Origin of the sequence: Arthrobacter sp. UNC362MFTsu5.1 (assembly GCF_000685965.1) — a bacterium.
Classification (GTDB): Bacteria; Actinomycetota; Actinomycetes; order Actinomycetales; family Micrococcaceae; genus Arthrobacter.
This window is the reverse complement of the sequence record NZ_JMLE01000050.1, coordinates 1-15317: the sequence shown is the minus strand read 5'-3', so window position 1 is coordinate 15317 and position 15317 is coordinate 1. Positions and strand designations below refer to the sequence as shown.

Genomic DNA, 15317 nt, shown 5'->3' with positions numbered 1-15317 from the left:
TCAGCATCAGGAACGTGGCCAGCGTGACGATAAAGCTGGGCAGCTTGGTCTTCACCAGGATCCAGCCGTTGATGAAACCGATGGTGAGTGACACCGCCAGGGCCAGGAACACACCCACCCAGACATTCACGCTGAAGAACCAGCTGAACATCGACGCCGTCAGGGCGGACGAAATGACGGCCACGCCGGTGGAGAGGTCAAACTCGCCGCCGATCATCAGCAGTGACACGCCCACCGCCATGATCCCGATCGTGGAGCTGCCATACAGGACAGTGGCAAAAGCGTTCGGCTGGATAAACGTGGTAGATACGAGGGAGAAGAAAACGAACAGGACAACGGCACCCACCAGGGCGCCGACTTCCGGGCGGCCCAGCAGATTTTGAAGAGGGCTGCGGCGCCCTATGCGCTCATCTGCGGCCAGCGGTGCCGGCTTGGCTAACGTCTGTGTCATGGAAAAACTCCTTGTTGGTCTGGCTGCGGGAGAACCGGGACCGGTCTTCCCGCAGCCAGGTGTGCCTGTGAGCTAGCGGATGCCGGCCTGCGCGAACTTGGAGACGTCCGCTGCGTTGGTCTTGTCAACAATGGCGGGGCCGGTATAGACCTGCTGGCCCCCGCCGACGGTGAAACCACCGACTTTTTGCGCCCAGATGGCGTCAACGGTGCCGTAGCCCTGCAGGTAGGGCTGCTGGTCCACGGTAAAGTCCACGCTTCCATCCACCACCGCCTTGGCCAGATCTGCGTTCAGGTCAAAGGACGCGACCTTGACCTTGCTGCCCGTCTCCTTGACGGCTTTGACAATGGTCAACGTGAACGGAGCGCCAAGACCGACGATCGCGTCCGCATTCGGAGTCGACTGCAGCTTGGCCGTAACAGTTGAGGAAACGGATGTCATGTCAGCACCGTTGACGTACACAATTTCCGTCCCGGGTACGTTTTCCTTGATGCCGGCGCAACGGTTCTCAAGCCCTACGTGGCCCTGTTCCTGGATCACACAGATAGGGTTCTTGACGCTCTCTGCAGCCAGGCGCTTGCCCACCGCGACACCGGCGAGCTTGTCGCTCTGCCCGAAGTGGGCCATGACTCCCAGTGCTTTGTACTGGTCCTCGCCCGCGTTGAAGCTCACCACAGGAATCCCGGCAGCGAGTGCCTTCTGGACGACATCCTTTAGTGCATCCGGCTTCGCCAGCGTCACTGCGATGCCGTCCACTTTCTGGTCGATCGCCTGCTGCACAAGCTGTGCCTGGCGGCCGGCATCCCCGTCTCCGCTGTAGAGCAGGTCCACGTTGTCTTTCTTTGCAGCGGTTTCTGCGCCCTTGCGGACAATGTCCCAGAACGTGTCCCCGGCTGCAGCGTGGGTGATCATCGCGATCTTGAGGCGCGGTGTGTCAGCTACGGCGCCGGCGGCCCCGGCGCTTCCCGATTCGGTCTTGCCGCCGCTTGAGCACGCCGCCAACGCCAGCAGCGGAACGACGGCGAGAGCCATAACGCCCCGGTGCCAAGTGAATTTTGCCACGTGAAATCTCCTTTGATTCGCGCAATTTCGACCGTCGTGAACGTTTCGGTCGCATGCCGGGCATGGAGCGAATACGGAGGTCGCTGATGTTGTGAACGGATGTGATCCATCTCTCTGAATGGAACGCTCCAACTCTAGAATGCTGGGATTCATGAAGTCAATAGACCGTTCCAATAATTCTGTAGACCGTTCCAACGCTTTGTGGTTTGATACTGGAACGCATCGGGCGGCGGCCCTCATTTGTTTCAAAGGAGAACAATGACCAGCACCTATCCCCCGGAACTTGTCGCATCGTGCTGGACGAGCGCCGGCGACGTTGCGCCGCTGCAAGTCCCGGAGACAAGCCCCGTGCCTATCACTCATCGTTTGGAGGCGCTCTCCTCCACAGGGTGGACCGGTTTTGGGCTGGCCCACGACGACCTGGCCGCCGCACGATCAACGCTGGGTTTCCCGGCCCTCAGGAAGCTCATTGACGACGCCGGCTTCCGCCATGTTGAGGTGGAACTCCTGAGCGGCTGGTGGGACGAGAGCCTCGTCCACCACTGGCGGCCTCAATTCGATCTCCTTCTTGATGCGGCCGAAACGCTCGGTGCCCGATTCATCAAAGTAGGAACTTCCATCGGCACGCCGCTGAATGACATCGACTTCCTGGTGGAACCACTCCGGCGCCTGACAGCTGAGGCCGCGATGCGCGGTACCCGCATTGCTCTTGAACCGATGCCGTTTTCGATGGTCGGAAGCGTGCCGGCGGCTGCTGAGCTCATGCGAAAGGTGGACATGCCCGAATGCGGTCTCGTCGTCGACTACTGGCACGTCTTCCGTGCCGGAACCACCTTTGGCGAGCTGTCCCGGAGCCTTGAGGCCCAACAGATCTTCGGCGTGGAACTCAACGACGCGGACGCCGAAATCAGGGGCTCCCTCTTTGAGGACACACGCTATAACCGCCGCCTGTGCGGACAGGGCGACCAGGACGTTACCGGGTTTATCAGGACAATGAAGGCGATTGGCTTCGATGGTCCCTGGGGTGTGGAAATCCTGTCGAAGGAACATCGTAAGCTGCCCGTCAAGGAGGCCCTGCGGCAGGCCCACGCCACGGCACTGGCCTGCTTCCCGGCGGACCCCGCCCCATCGCTGTAGCACTTGCTGCGCGGCGGCTAGGATGTAGCCGTGCACGTCCGAGCCAATGAATGGCACCCCGCAGGCAACGTTTCCGAGCAGGCACCCGGCGTCTTTTTCGTTGAAGGACCGGCTTCGAACTGGATCGTGGTCCGAGACGAAACCGGCTTCATGCTCATTGACAGCGGATACCCCGCCGACCGCCCGCTGGTCCTCGAGTCCATACGTCACGTGGGCTTGCGTCCAGCCGACGCCCGGGCAGTGACTGTCCGCGTCGGTGGCCCGCCACTGGCCCACGGTGCTCAGCAACGCCGTCGACCCCGGCTGGGTACCCACCAGGATGGGCGGCGCCGGCGCCCCTGACGATCTGGCCAAGGGCCACGAGACCCAGGCCTGGCTGGCTGTCAGCAACGACCCCGACGCCCTGGTCTCCGGCCGTTACTGGTATCACCGCCGGCAGCGCCTGCCGGCGCCGGAAGCTACCGACGCGACGTTCCAGGACAGACTCACTGCTAAACTCGCCGAACTCACCGGCATCACACTTTTCTAAAGCGCAGCGGCGGCCATGTCCCCCGCAGTCGGATGTCAGTAAAATGGGACGCATGACCGAGCAGGAACCGGCCCCGTCCAGGGCCGCTGCGGCTCCCGACGGCGCCGTCGACACGTCCTTGCGCAGCCCGGAACAGCGGTCCCGGACCTTCGCCGGCATCCTGGCGAACACCGCCTTGGCCAACATCACTACCAGCTACCTCTGGTTCGCCCTGACGTTCTGGGTGTATCTGGAAACGCGCAACGTGATCGCCACCGGCGTGATCGGCGGCGCGTACATGCTGCTGATCGCCCTTTCCAGCATCAGCTTCGGCACCTTCGTGGACCGCTACCGCAAGCTGGAGGTGATGCGTTTCGCCGCCGGCTTCACGCTGATGATGTTCGTACTGTCCGGGGTAATGTTCCTGCTGACACCGGCCACCTGGATGCTGGACCTGACGCAGCCGTGGTTTTGGCTCTTCGCGCTGGTCATCCTGGTTGGCGCGGTGGTGGAGAACATGCGCAACATCGCCCTGTCCACCACGGTCACCATCCTCATCGAGCCGGATCGGCGAGCGAACGCCAACGGGCTGGTGGGCATGGTGCAGGGGCTGATGTTCATCGTCACGTCCGTACTCTCCGGGCTGTCAGTGGGGCTGCTGGGCATGGGCTGGACGATCGTCGTCGCCCTGGCGCTCACAGCCCTGGCATTCGCACATCTGATCACGCTGCGCATGCCCGAGGAGGTGCGCGCAGCGGCCACGGACGCGCACGGCGGATTCGACCTGCGCGGCGCCCTCGCCGCCGTGCTGGCCATCTCCGGGCTATTCGCGCTCATCCTGTTTTCGACGTTCAACAACTTCATTGGCGGCGTGTACATGGCGTTGATGGATCCCTACGGCCTCGAGATGTTCCCCGTTGAGCTTTGGGGGACGTACTTCGCGCTGGGCGCCACCGGATTCATCGTCGGTGGCGCACTGATCGGAAAGTTTGGCCTGGGGTCCAACCCGTTGCGTTCCATGCTCATCGCCGTGATCCTGATGGGTGTACTCGGTGCGGTGTTTACGCTGCGGGAGTGGGCATGGCTGTACATCGCGGGCATCTGGCTCTACCTGGTCCTGGTGCCTTTCGTGGAGGCCGCCGAGCAGACGGTCATCCAGCAAGTGGTCCCCCTGCACCGGCAAGGCTGGGTGTTCGGATTCGCCATGGCATTCGAGTCCGCGGCAGCGCCAATCACCGCGTTCCTGATCGCGCCCATCGCCCAGGTCTGGATCATCCCGTACGCGCGGTCCTCTGAAGGCGCCGCGCAGCTGGCCCCGTTGCTGGGCGAGGGCACGTCCCGCGGCATCGCGCTAGTGTTCCTGGTCGCCGGGATTGTCATGATCGCGGCCGCGCTGCTGGCGTTCCTGACTCCCGTCTACCGCCGGGTCTCGGCGACTTATGCGGCGACCGAAACGCCGGCACGGGCGGCGGGCTAGGGACGGGCGCCGTCAGCCTGTCAGCAGGTCCGCGTGGTGCACCCCACCGACGTTCGGGTGCGCCCGAAGGCGGTAGCGAAGGGCGTTGTCCCCGTAGGTTTCCAGAATCGGACTGTTCGTCGGGTCAACCGACAGGCCGCGGGCTTTGGCCTGGAACTCTGGGCTCACCGCCAGTTGCGGCATCCTCGCATCCAGCGCCGGATTGTAGAAGAAGGGGAGGGAGATCCTGTCGGTGCCGCGAGGCGGCGAGATCACCCGATGCAGGGTCGCCTTAAGGTAGCCGTTCGTGGCCAGCTCCAGCATCTCGCCGATGTTAACCACAAAGGTTCCGGGCACCTGGGGTGCGTCGATCCATGTCCCTTGGTATTCGACCTGAAGGCCGCCCTTGCCCGGCTCCACCAGAAGGAGCGTCAGCACCCCGCCGTCGCGGTGGGAGCCCACTCCCTGCTTGGGTTCGTCGTGGGATGACCCCGGGTACCGAACAACCTTGAGGACGGGGAAGGCCCGGGCAGCGAAGGCGTCGTCAAAAGCGTCTTCGGGCGCCCCGAGGGATACCGCCAGGGCCCGCAGGAGAGTCAACGAGACTGCGCTCAGCCGTTCCATCCACTCGGCGACAATCCCCCGCATTTCCGGCAGCGCCTCCGGCCACAGGTTGGGCCCTTCGAGTCGCCAGTAGTCCGCGACGCCCGGGCCCGGGGCCACCGCGGAGCGCTCAACTCCGATGTCGATCTGCTCGCGCCAATCTACTGCGCCGTCGGTGAGTTCTCCGCCGACGCGCGTGTAACCACGGAACTGCGGGCTATGGACGTTCTCAATCTCAAGCTTCTGCCCCTCGGGCAGCTCGAAGAAGCGGCGGGACACATCCAGCATGGCGTCCGTGAGCTCCTGCGGAATGCCATGGCCGGCAAGGTACAGGAAACCGACCTCATGCATCGCGTTGCGCAGTTCGTCACGGAACTGCGACGCCTCCTCCGGGCCAGCGTTCAATCGGGAGATGTCGACTACCGGCAGTGTTTCGAATGGCAACGTCTCGGGTCCTTTTCAGCGAACTTGGCAACCCCGCGCAAATATCTGCTTCCATGGTACGGCCGGGCCGCGGCGTTGGGCAGGCAGGTGCCGAATCTTCGGCTGCCAACCCCTTGAGTCCTGACCGAATGGCTAGAGGTAGTCGCCGGCCCGTTCGCGGGCGATTTCCAGCAGGGTGGAGTGGAAGGCCACCTCGGCCGGAGCGTAGACCTTGTCCTCGCGCTGCGCCAGCAGTACCCGCCGCAGCGGGGCGGCGGAACCAAGGCTCAGCACCTTGACGTCAGGATGCTGGAGCGCCACGGCGGTCTTGGGCACCATGGCCACGCCCATTCCCACGCTGACCATGGCCTGGGCCTCCTGGTAGTCGTTTGCCAGGAACCCGATCTCGGGTTCGAACCCGGCATCGTGGGCGGAACGCTGCAGAACCTCCACCACGGGGTGGGCTTCCGCACGCACGATCCAGGACTCGTTGCGCAGGTCCTCCATGCTCACTTGCTCCCGGTCGGCAAGCCTGTGGCTGCGGGCCACCAGAATCACTGTGCTTTCCCGGAAGACCTCCGTGACGCGGATGGAATCGTCCTGGAACGGGTTCCAGGGGTAGTCCCAGAGCAGGCACAGCCCCGTGACTCCGGACTGGAGATCCGCCACGAGTTCATCAAAACGGGCGCTGCGCAGGGAAAGCCCGATGGCCGGGTAGCGCTTCTTGAACGTCCGGATGACGATAGGCAGGAAGGATCCGGCCAAGGTCGGGAAGGTGCCCACGGTCAGGGACCCGCGTTTCAGGCCGGCGATCTGGTCCAGGTCTGACCGGGCTGCCTGCATTTGCCAGACGATCTTGCGGGCGTGGCCGGCCAGCACCTGGCCGGCCTCGGTGGGCACCACACCGCGGGAGCGGCGGTTGAGCAGAGGCTGCCCCACCTCTTGCTCAAGCTTGCGCAACTGCTGCGAGACGGCAGAGGGCGTGTACATCATTAGCTCGGCCGCGGCCGTGATGGACCCCTGCTCCACCACCTCAAGCAGCAGCGCCAGCCGCCGTATGTCGAACAAATCCTGCTTCTCGTCGTTTAGCAACGCTTCACCCTTCTGCAAATTTGGTTCATTCCCTGCCGGGAGGCCGCTTCAACCCGGGATACCCGTGCAGTTTCCGGGACGCGGAGCACGGAACTTCGGGAACAGGCCATTGTGCTGGCAATGAATTAAGTAACTCTACATCCCCCTTCGAAAATCCAACATTGTCTAAAATTGTGATCTGGCTCAATCTCTTTTCAGGTCCTCATCCAAATCTGAGGCACGAGGAGAAGTGGGAACCACCATGAAGATCGAAGCGCAATGGATGCGCGGAGGCACCAGCAAGTGCTGGGTGTTCGAAGCGGAGCACCTTCAGGAGGGCGGCACCAGCCTGGACGTGTTGCTGCCGCGGCTGTTCGGCAGTCCCGACCCCCGCCAGATCGATGGCGTAGGCGGGGCAACCTCGACCACCAGCAAAGCCGTGATCCTGCACCGGCCCGTCGGCGACGACGTCGACGTCGAGTACACCTTCGCCCAGGTGGGCATCGAAGAGGCAGCCGTGGACTGGGGCAGCAACTGCGGCAACGGTTCAGCCGTTGTGGGCCTGTACGCCATCGAGAAGGGGTGGGTGCTCCCCAGCGGAGACGTCACCCGGATCGTCACCCGCAACACCAACACGAACCAGATCATCGTCCAGCGCGTGGCCACCCCCGGCGGCGCTCTGGCCAGCGTTCCTGACGCGCGGATGCCCGGCGTGCCGTTTCCCGGCCACCCCGTGGGGCTCGGTTTCCAGGACCCTGGCGGCAAGACCACCGGTGCGTTGCTGCCCACCGGTGCGGCCACCGACACCATCACCGCAGGGGGAACCCGCTGGACGGTTTCCATGGTCGACGCCGGAGCGCCCGTGGTGATTGTCCGCGCCGAGGAGCTGGGCCTGGACCCGGCCCGGTACGACAGCTGGGGCGCCGGCCTGGAGCTGCAGCTGGACACCCTGGAGCAGCTCCGGCGGCAGGCGGCGGTGCGGATGGGGTTGGCCGCCACCACTGCTGAAGCGGCGCGGGCGATCCCCAAACTCGCCATCGCCGCCGCCCCTGAGGCAACAGACCAGACCTGCGACGTCAACGTCATGATGCTCTCCATGGGCAAGCCCCACCCGGCGCTGGCCATCACCGGCAGCATCGCACTGACTTTGGCGGCCCGCACCCGCGGCACCGTGCTGCACAGCATCACGGGCGACGCTCCGGGAAGCACACTCCGGCTCCGCACGCCTGCCGGAGTCATCGAGACGTGGAGCCAGGAGCACAACGGGACGCTCCTTGTCGGCGTCGACCGCACGGCCCGCACCATCGCCACCACCATCATCCATCTCCCCGAGGTTCCCGGCAGCGCCGTCGCTGCTTCCCTCGCGGGAGCCACTCGCTGAGGAGACCATCATGACCAAAACTGAGCACCGCACCGCCGCCGCTGCGGCCGAGACCCGGGACGAGGGTCCCGGGCGTCCAACCCGTCGCCGCCGTATCCTACTGGTGGCGGTGGCCGCCGGTTTCGCGATCCTGGCGTTGATTGCCCTCATGCTGGGGGGTGACATCTTCAATCCGGCTCCCACCTCGGAACCGGAGCACACCATGACCGCAATCCAGATCATCCCGCTCGTCATCCTCGTCGTTATGTTCGTCGTCGCCACGAAATGGCCGCTGAACATCGGGGTGATGGGGCTGGTCGCTTCCTTCGGCGTCGGCTACTTCATGCTTGGAATGACCGACAAGGAAATCCTCAAGGACTTCCCCGCCAGCATCGTCCTGACGATCATCGGGGTCACCTACTTCTTCAGCATGGCCCAGCGCAACGGCACCATCGACATCATCGTCCAGTCCTGCGTGCGCATGGTCAGGGGCAAAACGATGCTGCTCCCCTGGGTGTTCTTCCTGATCGCTGCCGCGCTGACGTCACTGGGCACCTTCTCGCCGGCCGCCGTCGCCCTGCTGGCACCGGCAGCCATCGGGTTTGCCTACGAGTCCCGCATCCATCCCGTCCTGATGGGCGCCTTCATCATCAACGGAGCCCACGCCGGCGGCTTTTCCCCGCTGTCCGTGGCCGGTGTGCTGGTGCATGACATCGCCCTTAAGAACGGTTTTCCCATCTCACAAGGTGCGCTCTTCACCGCCAGCTTCGCCCTGAACCTCATACTCTCCGTCCTCACCATCGTCCTGTTCGCCCTGATCGGCCGCCTCCGCGACGGCGCAGGCGGCCAGCAGGCCGACGTCGACACCGCCCGAACCAGCCGGCCCCACGGACAGCAGATCCTCACCCTGTCCTTGATTGCGGTCATGCTGGTGTGCACCCTCGGCTTCCACATGCCGATCGGGTTCGTCGCCCTCTCCGCAGGACTCCTGCTGGCACTGGTCAACATCAAGGAACACCGGACCTTCATTGGTGGCGTTTCCTGGTCCACAGTCCTTTTGGTGGCGGGCATGATCACCTACGTTTCGCTGCTCCAGCACGTAGGCGTCATCGACACCCTCGCCGAGCAGGCCCTGGCACTGGGCGCACCGCTGCTGGTCGCACTGGTCCTCTGCTACGTCATCGGCGTCGGCTCCGCCTTCGCGTCCTCCACGGCATTGCTGACCGCGTTCATTCCGCTGGCCGGTCCGCTGCTGGCCACCAGCTCGCTGAGCGCCTCCGGTACAGTCGCAGCACTTGCCATCGCTGCCACGGTGGTGGATGTCTCGCCGTTCTCCACCGACGGTGCGCTGGTGGTCGCCAACGCCCGGGAAGACGACCGGCAGCGCGTCTACAAGCAATTGATGGCTTATGCCGGCGGCGTAGTGCTGGTGGCACCGGCCCTGGCCTGGGTCCTGCTGGTACCCACCGGCATCATGTGACAGGACCCGGCCCGTCCCACAGACCGCCGGACTCAGCATCCGGCACGCGTGCTGCGGTTCCCGCACACCATCGCAACAGGTAACCCGAAATTCGGGCGCGAGAACTGCGCAGCACGCAAAGGAGGCAGGGTGGCCACGGGCCACCCTGCCTCCTTCCACATCGATCTCCAGACAAGACATCCCGGCCCACCTCGACCAAGGAGAAATCCCATGGCTTTCCGCCATCGTCCCGCCAAACCGCGTACCGGATCCCCGGCACCTGAACCAGTGGCCAACTGGTCCAAGCTGTCCCGGGCCGACGAAGTGGAGATCCACGGTCACGGACAGGCCATAGCGTCGGGCCGCATCGACATGCTCGCACTGGACGGCAGCGTCCTCTGGCTTGAGCAAAACGGCGGAAAGGGCCGCGCGCTGTTTCTGCACAGCGATGGCGTGCGCGTTTACCGGCGGCCAACAAACAGAGGCGACTAGGGCATCACTGTGCGCGGCTCACGCCGCAGGCTCGTATCCGACAAGCCAGTGGAGTCCGTGACGATCAACGACCTGGCCGTCCGATGCGCCCCATGGCTTTGGTGAGAGGGGATCGATCACGGACCCGTCAACGGAGAGCTTGTCGAACCACTCATGGAGGACTGCCGGCTCGGCGGTTCCCAGTAACGAAAGCATGATGCCTTCGAGTCGGACCGTTGTTTGGCCTTCGGCTGCATCCGATCCCGCCAGGGCTACCAGGCCGCTGAGTACTCCGTGAGCTATGGCGTTTGGTGCGCCGTCGCTCCTGCCGAAGTCCTCGTAGGTGTACAGGGAAAGCTCGCCACCGAAAACATCCGCGTAAAAATTCAGTGCTTCCCGTGCCGTTCCCGGGAAAAAGACATAGACCTGAGGCCCGGCCATGCGTCCAGCTCTCCGGGTGGTGATGGCGGTACTCTCCTTGACGCGGTCCAGGGTCATGTCCCAACCCTCTCGAGTGCCGCCGTGGATAAGTTGTTGCACCTCCTCGATGCCGAGGTGCCCGGGGAACCGGACCGTGAGGGCGAGCTCCGTTTCTGTGCCGACGTCGGCGAGTTGGACTGTGACGATGGGGGCGGTTAGTTCGTTCCCGCCGTCGAGTTCCGGCCAGCCGCCGGCTGCTCCCCACCGGAAGACGAGTCGTTCGTCCGGAACGATCTCCAGGTACGTCCCCCCGGTAGGGTAGCTACGGTCTTGATTGACGACCATCTGCTGTTTCCAGGTACCCCCAACGCGCAGGTCCACTTCAACGGGAGAGGCGGGCATGGGCATGTCGGGGTTGTAGAACCAGGCGAGGTGCTCAGGGTCGGTCCAAGCCGTGAAGACGGCGTGCCGCGATGCCGCCAAAATTCGGGTAAGGGTGAAGCTTCGAGCCTCTGTCGGGTGGTCGGCCATCGTCTATCCTCCGGTTCGGTGGGCTCGCCTCGGCAATTCCCCGGCTAAAGGGTGCATCCATGTGCGCTTCAGTGTAATTGCGCAGCTAAGTAATACAAGCCTCTCGCCCGTTGCTGGAGTCGATTTAGCCGCCGGTACCCTTCAGCCGGGGAAACAGGGCCTCGGCGTTGTTGCGGTCTATCGCTGCGCGCCGGACGGGGTCAAGCGGGTAGCTCTCGTACTGCGCATTCTGTAACCCGACCGCCATCGACGGGGCGAAGGGAAAGTCAGTGCCGTACGTGATGCGGCCAGGGTCAGCTACCTCGAGCAGGCTGGGCAGCGCCGACGGGCTCGCAGACAGGGCGACGTCGTAGTAGAACCGCCGCAGGATTGATTGCTTCTCGTCTATCAACGCTGCCAACGCGCTGAAGGCCAACTCCTTTTGGTTAAGCATCGTGAGCAGGATCCTGAAGGCGATGTAAGGCACGAAGCCGCCCGCGTGGGCCAGGAGGAACTTGATTCCCGAGTACTTCTCCATCGCACCGGACAGGATCAAGCTGATAGCAGTGCGGGTGGTGTCGAGTAAGAAATCCGCGGCGAAGGTGGGTATGCCAGGCACCGCAGGAGCGGGGAGCTCGCCGGGGTGAACGAACACTACGGCGTGCCGGTGGTGCAGGAACTCCAGCAGAGGCGTGAAGTCCGGATCGCCCAGGTAGCGGCCGTCGTTGTTGGCCAGCAACACGACGCCGTCCGCATGCAGGCTGTCCAAGGCATATTCCGCCTCCGCCAGGGCGCCGTCCACGTCCGGAAGCGTCAGTGTCGCGAAGAACCCGAATCGCTCCGGCCGGCCCGCTACGACGTCCGCGCTGTACTCATTGACCTCCCGCGCACGCCGCCGCGCCTCCAGGGCGTCCCCGAGGTAGACGCCGGGGGTGGACAGGGACAGGATGGCCGCCTGCACATCGTGGCTGTCCATGAACTTCAACGCGGAGCGCTCCGACCACGAGGGCAGGCGCAGGCCGCCCGGGCGGATGCCCTTCTCGTTGAGCCACCGCGCATACTCAGGCGGAACGATGTGCTGGTGAGTATCAATTCGGAACGGCCGACTCATCCAGATCCCCTGCCCAACGTACCCGGTGCGCCGACCCAAGGCCTTCAAATCAGCGGATGCCATCAATCTACTCGCTGTGGCCAGGTCCGTCTTTTGTGTGGGGAATTCTCTTCCTTGGAGACTTTCGCGTGCCATAGTCTGGGCACTCGAGCCTGCGGCCGACGGAGAAGAAGGCGGCGAGCAGGACACAGGACGTTTGGAAGGGACCAGCCATGCTGATCTGCGCAACCTGCGCCGTCGAACGCGACGAACCTGCCCCGGCGCTCTGCCCGATCTGCGCCGATGAACGGCAGTACGTGCCCGAGGACGGACAAAAATGGCTCACGCTGGACGCGATGGCGCAGGAAGGCCAGCAGCTATCGCTGAAGGAGAACGAGCCAGGACTTTTCGGGATCCGGGCGGAGCCAAAAGTCGGGATCGGCCAGACTGCCCAGCTTGTGGTGACACCGGAGGGTTCGCTGCTGTGGGATCCGGTCGGATACGTCGACGACAGTGCTGCGAAGGCTGTGCTCGAGCGAGGCCCGGTCCTGGCCATCGCCGCGAGCCATCCGCACATGTTCGGCGTGCAGGTCGAGTGGTCGCACCGGCTCGGTGGCGTCCCGGTCCTTGTGGCGGAGGCAGACCGGCGATGGCTGGGCCGCCATGATCCGATGATCGAATACTGGGCGGGCATTCACAGTGTCGCCGAAGGGTTGACCCTCCACCAGACCGGTGGGCACTTCCCCGGCAGCGCGGTGGCGCAGTGGGCTGCAGGAGCCGGCGGCAGAGGAGTCCTGCTAACCGGTGACAGCGTGTTTCCGAATCCGGACCGCCGCTCTATCGCGTTCATGCGCAGCTACCCGAATCATTTGCCGCTTTCCGGCGCGGTGGCCCTGCGCATCGCCGCGCAGCTGGAAGACCTCGATTTTGACCGGATTTACGGCAACTTCAACAATGCAATCGCGTCCGGAGCCAGGGCCGTTCTGCATGATTCTGCGCAAAGGCACAACGCGTGGGCGCGAGGAGACTTCGATCATCTGACCTGAGCCGGCCAGTACTGGCATGCACTGGCGGCGGCCGCGGTGGCGCTCCTAGACTTGCCTTGGCAATGGGGATAGTGGGCGAGCCTCAGATCGGAGCAGACCATGCTCAGGGCCCTGCTGTGCAAATTGAATCTCCGTCACGATTGGCACGAAGAGCACACCGAGGACGGGGGCCGATACAAGCGCTGCACGCGCTGCGGCAGGGATGACGACCGCGGCGGTGGCGGGACCGGCGCCGGCGGCGCCTGGGCGGGGCCGGCCGGGATGGGCTAAGCCAAACCCCCGCGTTCAGCCTTCCCCCAACCCGTCCCGCACACCACCCGGAAGCGGACCTCCCTCTGTGGGTCGGCGCTCTGTGGGTCGGCGCGCCCCCTACAGGCACGCCCCTTTACAGTAAGTAGGGTGAGCAGCAGAATCAGCACCTACGAGGCATGGCAGCGGCTGCTTGACGGCAACGAGCGTTTCGTCACGGAAGCTTCGCTACACCCGAACCAGAACGCCTCCCGCCGCAGCGAGCTGGTGAACACCCAAAATCCGTTCGCAGTCATCTTTGGCTGTGCGGACTCCCGACTCGCCGCGGAGATCATCTTCGACGTCGGCCTCGGCGACGTTTTCGTGGTGCGCACAGCCGGGCACGTGATCGATGACGCCGTTCTCGGCTCGCTGGAGTACGCGGTCTCGGTTCTCAACGTCCCGCTGATCGTCGTCCTTGGTCATGACAATTGCGGCGCCGTCACGGCCGCGAAGGAAGCCGTGGAAACCGGAGAGTCGCCCCCGGGCCACATCCGCGACCTGGTGGAACGGATCACACCGTCGGTGCTGAGGTCGATCCGTGAGGACAAAACGGACGTCAACGACATGGTGGTCGAGCACGTCAAGCAGACCGTGCGCCGGCTGATGGACAGTTCACGGATGATCTTCGACGCGGTGGACAATTACTCCGCCGCGGTGGTCGGCGTCGCGTACCGGCTCGAGGAGGGTCGGGCGCAGCTCGTCTCCACAGCCGGCGTCCTCTAGGAACCTGGCGAGGCCTGTGCCTCCCGTCGCCGGATAGAACGTGGCGGGCGGGCTTTCTGTGGCCGGTATGCCCCCATTTTGGTGCCCGTTGGCACTCGCCAACGTCCTCTCTTCCCCGTCCCGGAACCGCGTTTTCGTTGCGGAAAATGACCCCGCTTTGCGCCGTGCGAACCGCAGTGACAGTACATGTCAGACAACTTCAGCCCCGGCCCCTTGCGCTTCTAGGGTGATGCAAGACGTCCTCACACGGACCGGCACGACGACGTCCAGCGACTTCTCGACGACGGCACCTCGGCGGACCTCGGGGCTCGCTGGAATGCGGTGGCGGCGGCAGCGGCAGCACTGGCGCAGACTCCCCGCGGCTCACTCCGGCCCACGTCGAGGCCCTGCAGGATGAGGGGCTGGATCCGCTGGAGCTCGCCGACGTGATCCATGGCAGTGCGTTCTTAACTGGGCGAACCGGCTGATGCTCTCGCTGGGCGAACCCGAGCAGCCGGCTTAGGCAGCAACGAAGAAGGTGGGCACCCGAGTGTCACCACGGCGGCCTCGGGACAGAGTGCAGGCGGACGCCGTCGCGCTTGCCATGCATCTGGCGGCCGGAGCCTTCCAGGCTCACCACCCAGGCAATTCCGGAGTCGGGCGTCTTGGCATCCACCCGGCCGAGGTATGGCAACCCTGCGGGCGGAATGACGTGGACGGTTGCCCCCACCTCTATGCCGGACCAGTCCTGCGCGGGGTGGTCCGGGACGCTGTCCCGGAGGCCATGAATGCCAGCACTGGTCGTGGTGCCGGCGGCCGGCTGCTCAGGGCGGCGCCGCAGCCGGCGGGTCCCTGACTTGGCCCGTGTCATGCGGCGCTTTCCAGCTGCCCGGCCCGGGACGGCACGCCGTCGAAATAGCCGCCCTTGAAGAAGAGCAGCGGCCCGGCACCGTCCCGTGCACCCAGGGCACGGACCGACCCCACCACAATGGTGTGGTCGCCGCCGTCGTACTCCCGGTACAGCTCGCAATCCACCCACGCAAGGGCCTGATCCAGCACCGGATTACCCAGCGGCGACACCGAAAACCCCACACCGGCGAACTTATCGGTGCCCGAACGGGCAAACTGCGCGGCAAGATGCCGGTGCCCGGCCGGAAGGATGTTCACCGTGAACCGGCCCGCGGCCCGCAGCAGCGGCCAGGTGCTGGAACTGCGGGCCGGACTGAACGTCACCAGCGCCGGATCCAGGGAAAGGGA

General features: G+C 64.7%; 17 protein-coding genes and 1 pseudogene. 8 read left to right on the top strand and 10 right to left on the bottom strand.

The genetic code is table 11. The features are described 5' to 3' along the window. A partial coding sequence (locus BS38_RS0123575) for an ABC transporter permease subunit (RefSeq protein ID WP_043439909.1) occupies positions 1-451 on the bottom strand: 451 nt, incomplete at its 3' end. Positions 452-523: 72 nt separating this feature from the next. Beyond that, a complete protein-coding gene (locus BS38_RS0123570; RefSeq protein WP_028272960.1) occupies positions 524-1513 on the bottom strand; it encodes a substrate-binding domain-containing protein in 990 nt (329 codons plus the stop codon). A 348-nt stretch (positions 1514-1861) separates the two neighbouring features. Between BS38_RS0123570 and BS38_RS0123565 the strand changes: the two genes are divergently transcribed. The 3 genes from BS38_RS0123565 to BS38_RS0123555 all read left to right on the top strand — a co-directional run bounded on the left by BS38_RS0123565 (position 1862) and on the right by BS38_RS0123555 (position 4635). After that, a complete protein-coding gene (locus tag BS38_RS0123565) occupies positions 1862-2650 on the top strand; it encodes a sugar phosphate isomerase/epimerase family protein (protein WP_231511443.1) in 789 nt (262 codons plus the stop codon). 256 nt (positions 2651-2906) lie between these two features. Next, positions 2907-3179 carry a hypothetical protein gene (locus BS38_RS26310; protein WP_197025031.1) on the top strand — a complete coding sequence of 91 codons (273 nt, stop codon included), beginning with the start codon at positions 2907-2909 and terminating at the stop codon, positions 3177-3179. Positions 3180-3231: 52 nt separating this feature from the next. Beyond that, positions 3232-4635: an MFS transporter gene (locus tag BS38_RS0123555; protein ID WP_028272958.1), complete on the top strand. Its 1404-nt coding sequence runs from the start codon at positions 3232-3234 to the stop codon at positions 4633-4635. Positions 4636-4647: 12 nt separating this feature from the next. Here the strand turns inward: BS38_RS0123555 and BS38_RS0123550 are convergent, their stop codons facing one another. Both BS38_RS0123550 and BS38_RS0123545 read right to left on the bottom strand, forming a co-directional pair. Further along, positions 4648-5661, bottom strand: coding sequence for an isopenicillin N synthase family dioxygenase (locus BS38_RS0123550; RefSeq protein ID WP_028272957.1), 1014 nt, complete (start codon positions 5659-5661; stop codon positions 4648-4650). Positions 5662-5793: 132 nt separating this feature from the next. Beyond that, positions 5794-6732, bottom strand: a complete 939-nt coding sequence (locus BS38_RS0123545) for a LysR family transcriptional regulator (RefSeq protein WP_028272956.1) — start codon at positions 6730-6732, stop codon at positions 5794-5796. 241 nt (positions 6733-6973) lie between these two features. On the opposite strand from BS38_RS0123545, the gene BS38_RS0123540 reads away from it, so the two are divergent. The 3 genes from BS38_RS0123540 (at position 6974) to BS38_RS26305 (ending at position 10022) form a co-directional block, all read left to right on the top strand. Continuing rightward, entirely contained in the window at positions 6974-8092 is a 1119-nt protein-coding gene (locus BS38_RS0123540) for a PrpF domain-containing protein (protein ID WP_028272955.1), read from the top strand. A gap of 10 nt (positions 8093-8102) precedes the next feature. After that, complete coding sequence (locus BS38_RS0123535; protein ID WP_028272954.1) at positions 8103-9551, top strand: SLC13 family permease; 1449 nt, start codon at positions 8103-8105, stop codon at positions 9549-9551. A gap of 210 nt (positions 9552-9761) precedes the next feature. Then, positions 9762-10022 (top strand): hypothetical protein, encoded by a 261-nt coding sequence (locus BS38_RS26305; RefSeq protein WP_051629135.1) that lies wholly within the window; start codon positions 9762-9764, stop codon positions 10020-10022. An 18-nt stretch (positions 10023-10040) separates the two neighbouring features. Here the strand turns inward: BS38_RS26305 and BS38_RS27780 are convergent, their stop codons facing one another. From BS38_RS27780 to BS38_RS0123520, 3 genes and pseudogenes are all read right to left on the bottom strand, one after another. Next, positions 10041-10442 (bottom strand): VOC family protein, encoded by a 402-nt coding sequence (locus tag BS38_RS27780; RefSeq protein WP_028272953.1) that lies wholly within the window; start codon positions 10440-10442, stop codon positions 10041-10043. A gap of 45 nt (positions 10443-10487) precedes the next feature. Beyond that, a pseudogene (locus BS38_RS27775) lies at positions 10488-10952 on the bottom strand (SRPBCC family protein); the annotation flags it as partial. Positions 10953-11076: 124 nt separating this feature from the next. Continuing rightward, a complete protein-coding gene (locus tag BS38_RS0123520; protein ID WP_028272952.1) occupies positions 11077-12042 on the bottom strand; it encodes an amidohydrolase family protein in 966 nt (321 codons plus the stop codon). A 212-nt stretch (positions 12043-12254) separates the two neighbouring features. Here BS38_RS0123520 and BS38_RS0123515 point away from each other — a divergent pair, with 212 nt between their 5' ends. Together BS38_RS0123515 and BS38_RS0123505 are read left to right on the top strand one after the other, a co-directional pair. Then, the gene (locus tag BS38_RS0123515) at positions 12255-13067 is read left to right on the top strand and encodes an MBL fold metallo-hydrolase (RefSeq protein WP_028272951.1); all 813 of its coding nucleotides are present in this window, start codon (positions 12255-12257) and stop codon (positions 13065-13067) included. Positions 13068-13466: 399 nt separating this feature from the next. Beyond that, positions 13467-14081, top strand: coding sequence for a carbonic anhydrase (locus BS38_RS0123505; protein ID WP_028272950.1), 615 nt, complete (start codon positions 13467-13469; stop codon positions 14079-14081). A gap of 242 nt (positions 14082-14323) precedes the next feature. Here BS38_RS0123505 and BS38_RS27340 read toward each other — a convergent pair whose 3' ends face one another. The 3 genes from BS38_RS27340 to BS38_RS26300 all read right to left on the bottom strand — a co-directional run. After that, a complete protein-coding gene (locus tag BS38_RS27340; protein ID WP_028272949.1) occupies positions 14324-14515 on the bottom strand; it encodes a hypothetical protein in 192 nt (63 codons plus the stop codon). 98 nt (positions 14516-14613) lie between these two features. Further along, the gene (locus BS38_RS0123495; protein WP_028272948.1) at positions 14614-14931 is read right to left on the bottom strand and encodes a hypothetical protein; all 318 of its coding nucleotides are present in this window, start codon (positions 14929-14931) and stop codon (positions 14614-14616) included. Continuing rightward, positions 14928-15317 (bottom strand): flavin reductase family protein (locus BS38_RS26300; protein ID WP_043439904.1); only part of this gene is annotated, 390 nt, incomplete at its 5' end. The genes BS38_RS26300 and BS38_RS0123495, both read right to left, overlap by 4 nt.

Excerpts from the sequence above, each read along its gene's own strand:
- BS38_RS0123555 (WP_028272958.1), top strand. The coding sequence starts at position 3,232 with ATGACCGAGCAGGAACCGGCCCCGTCCAGGGCCGCTGCGGCTCCCGAC.
- BS38_RS0123540 (WP_028272955.1), top strand. The coding sequence starts at position 6,974 with ATGAAGATCGAAGCGCAATGGATGCGCGGAGGCACCAGCAAGTGCTGG.
- BS38_RS0123535 (WP_028272954.1), top strand. The coding sequence starts at position 8,103 with ATGACCAAAACTGAGCACCGCACCGCCGCCGCTGCGGCCGAGACCCGG.
- BS38_RS26305 (WP_051629135.1), top strand. The coding sequence starts at position 9,762 with ATGGCTTTCCGCCATCGTCCCGCCAAACCGCGTACCGGATCCCCGGCA.
- BS38_RS27780 (WP_028272953.1), bottom strand. The coding sequence starts at position 10,442 with ATGGCCGGGCCTCAGGTCTATGTCTTTTTCCCGGGAACGGCACGGGAA.
- BS38_RS0123520 (WP_028272952.1), bottom strand. The coding sequence starts at position 12,042 with ATGAGTCGGCCGTTCCGAATTGATACTCACCAGCACATCGTTCCGCCT.
- BS38_RS0123515 (WP_028272951.1), top strand. The coding sequence starts at position 12,255 with ATGCTGATCTGCGCAACCTGCGCCGTCGAACGCGACGAACCTGCCCCG.
- BS38_RS27340 (WP_028272949.1), bottom strand. The coding sequence starts at position 14,515 with ATGGATCACGTCGGCGAGCTCCAGCGGATCCAGCCCCTCATCCTGCAG.
- BS38_RS0123495 (WP_028272948.1), bottom strand. The coding sequence starts at position 14,931 with ATGACACGGGCCAAGTCAGGGACCCGCCGGCTGCGGCGCCGCCCTGAG.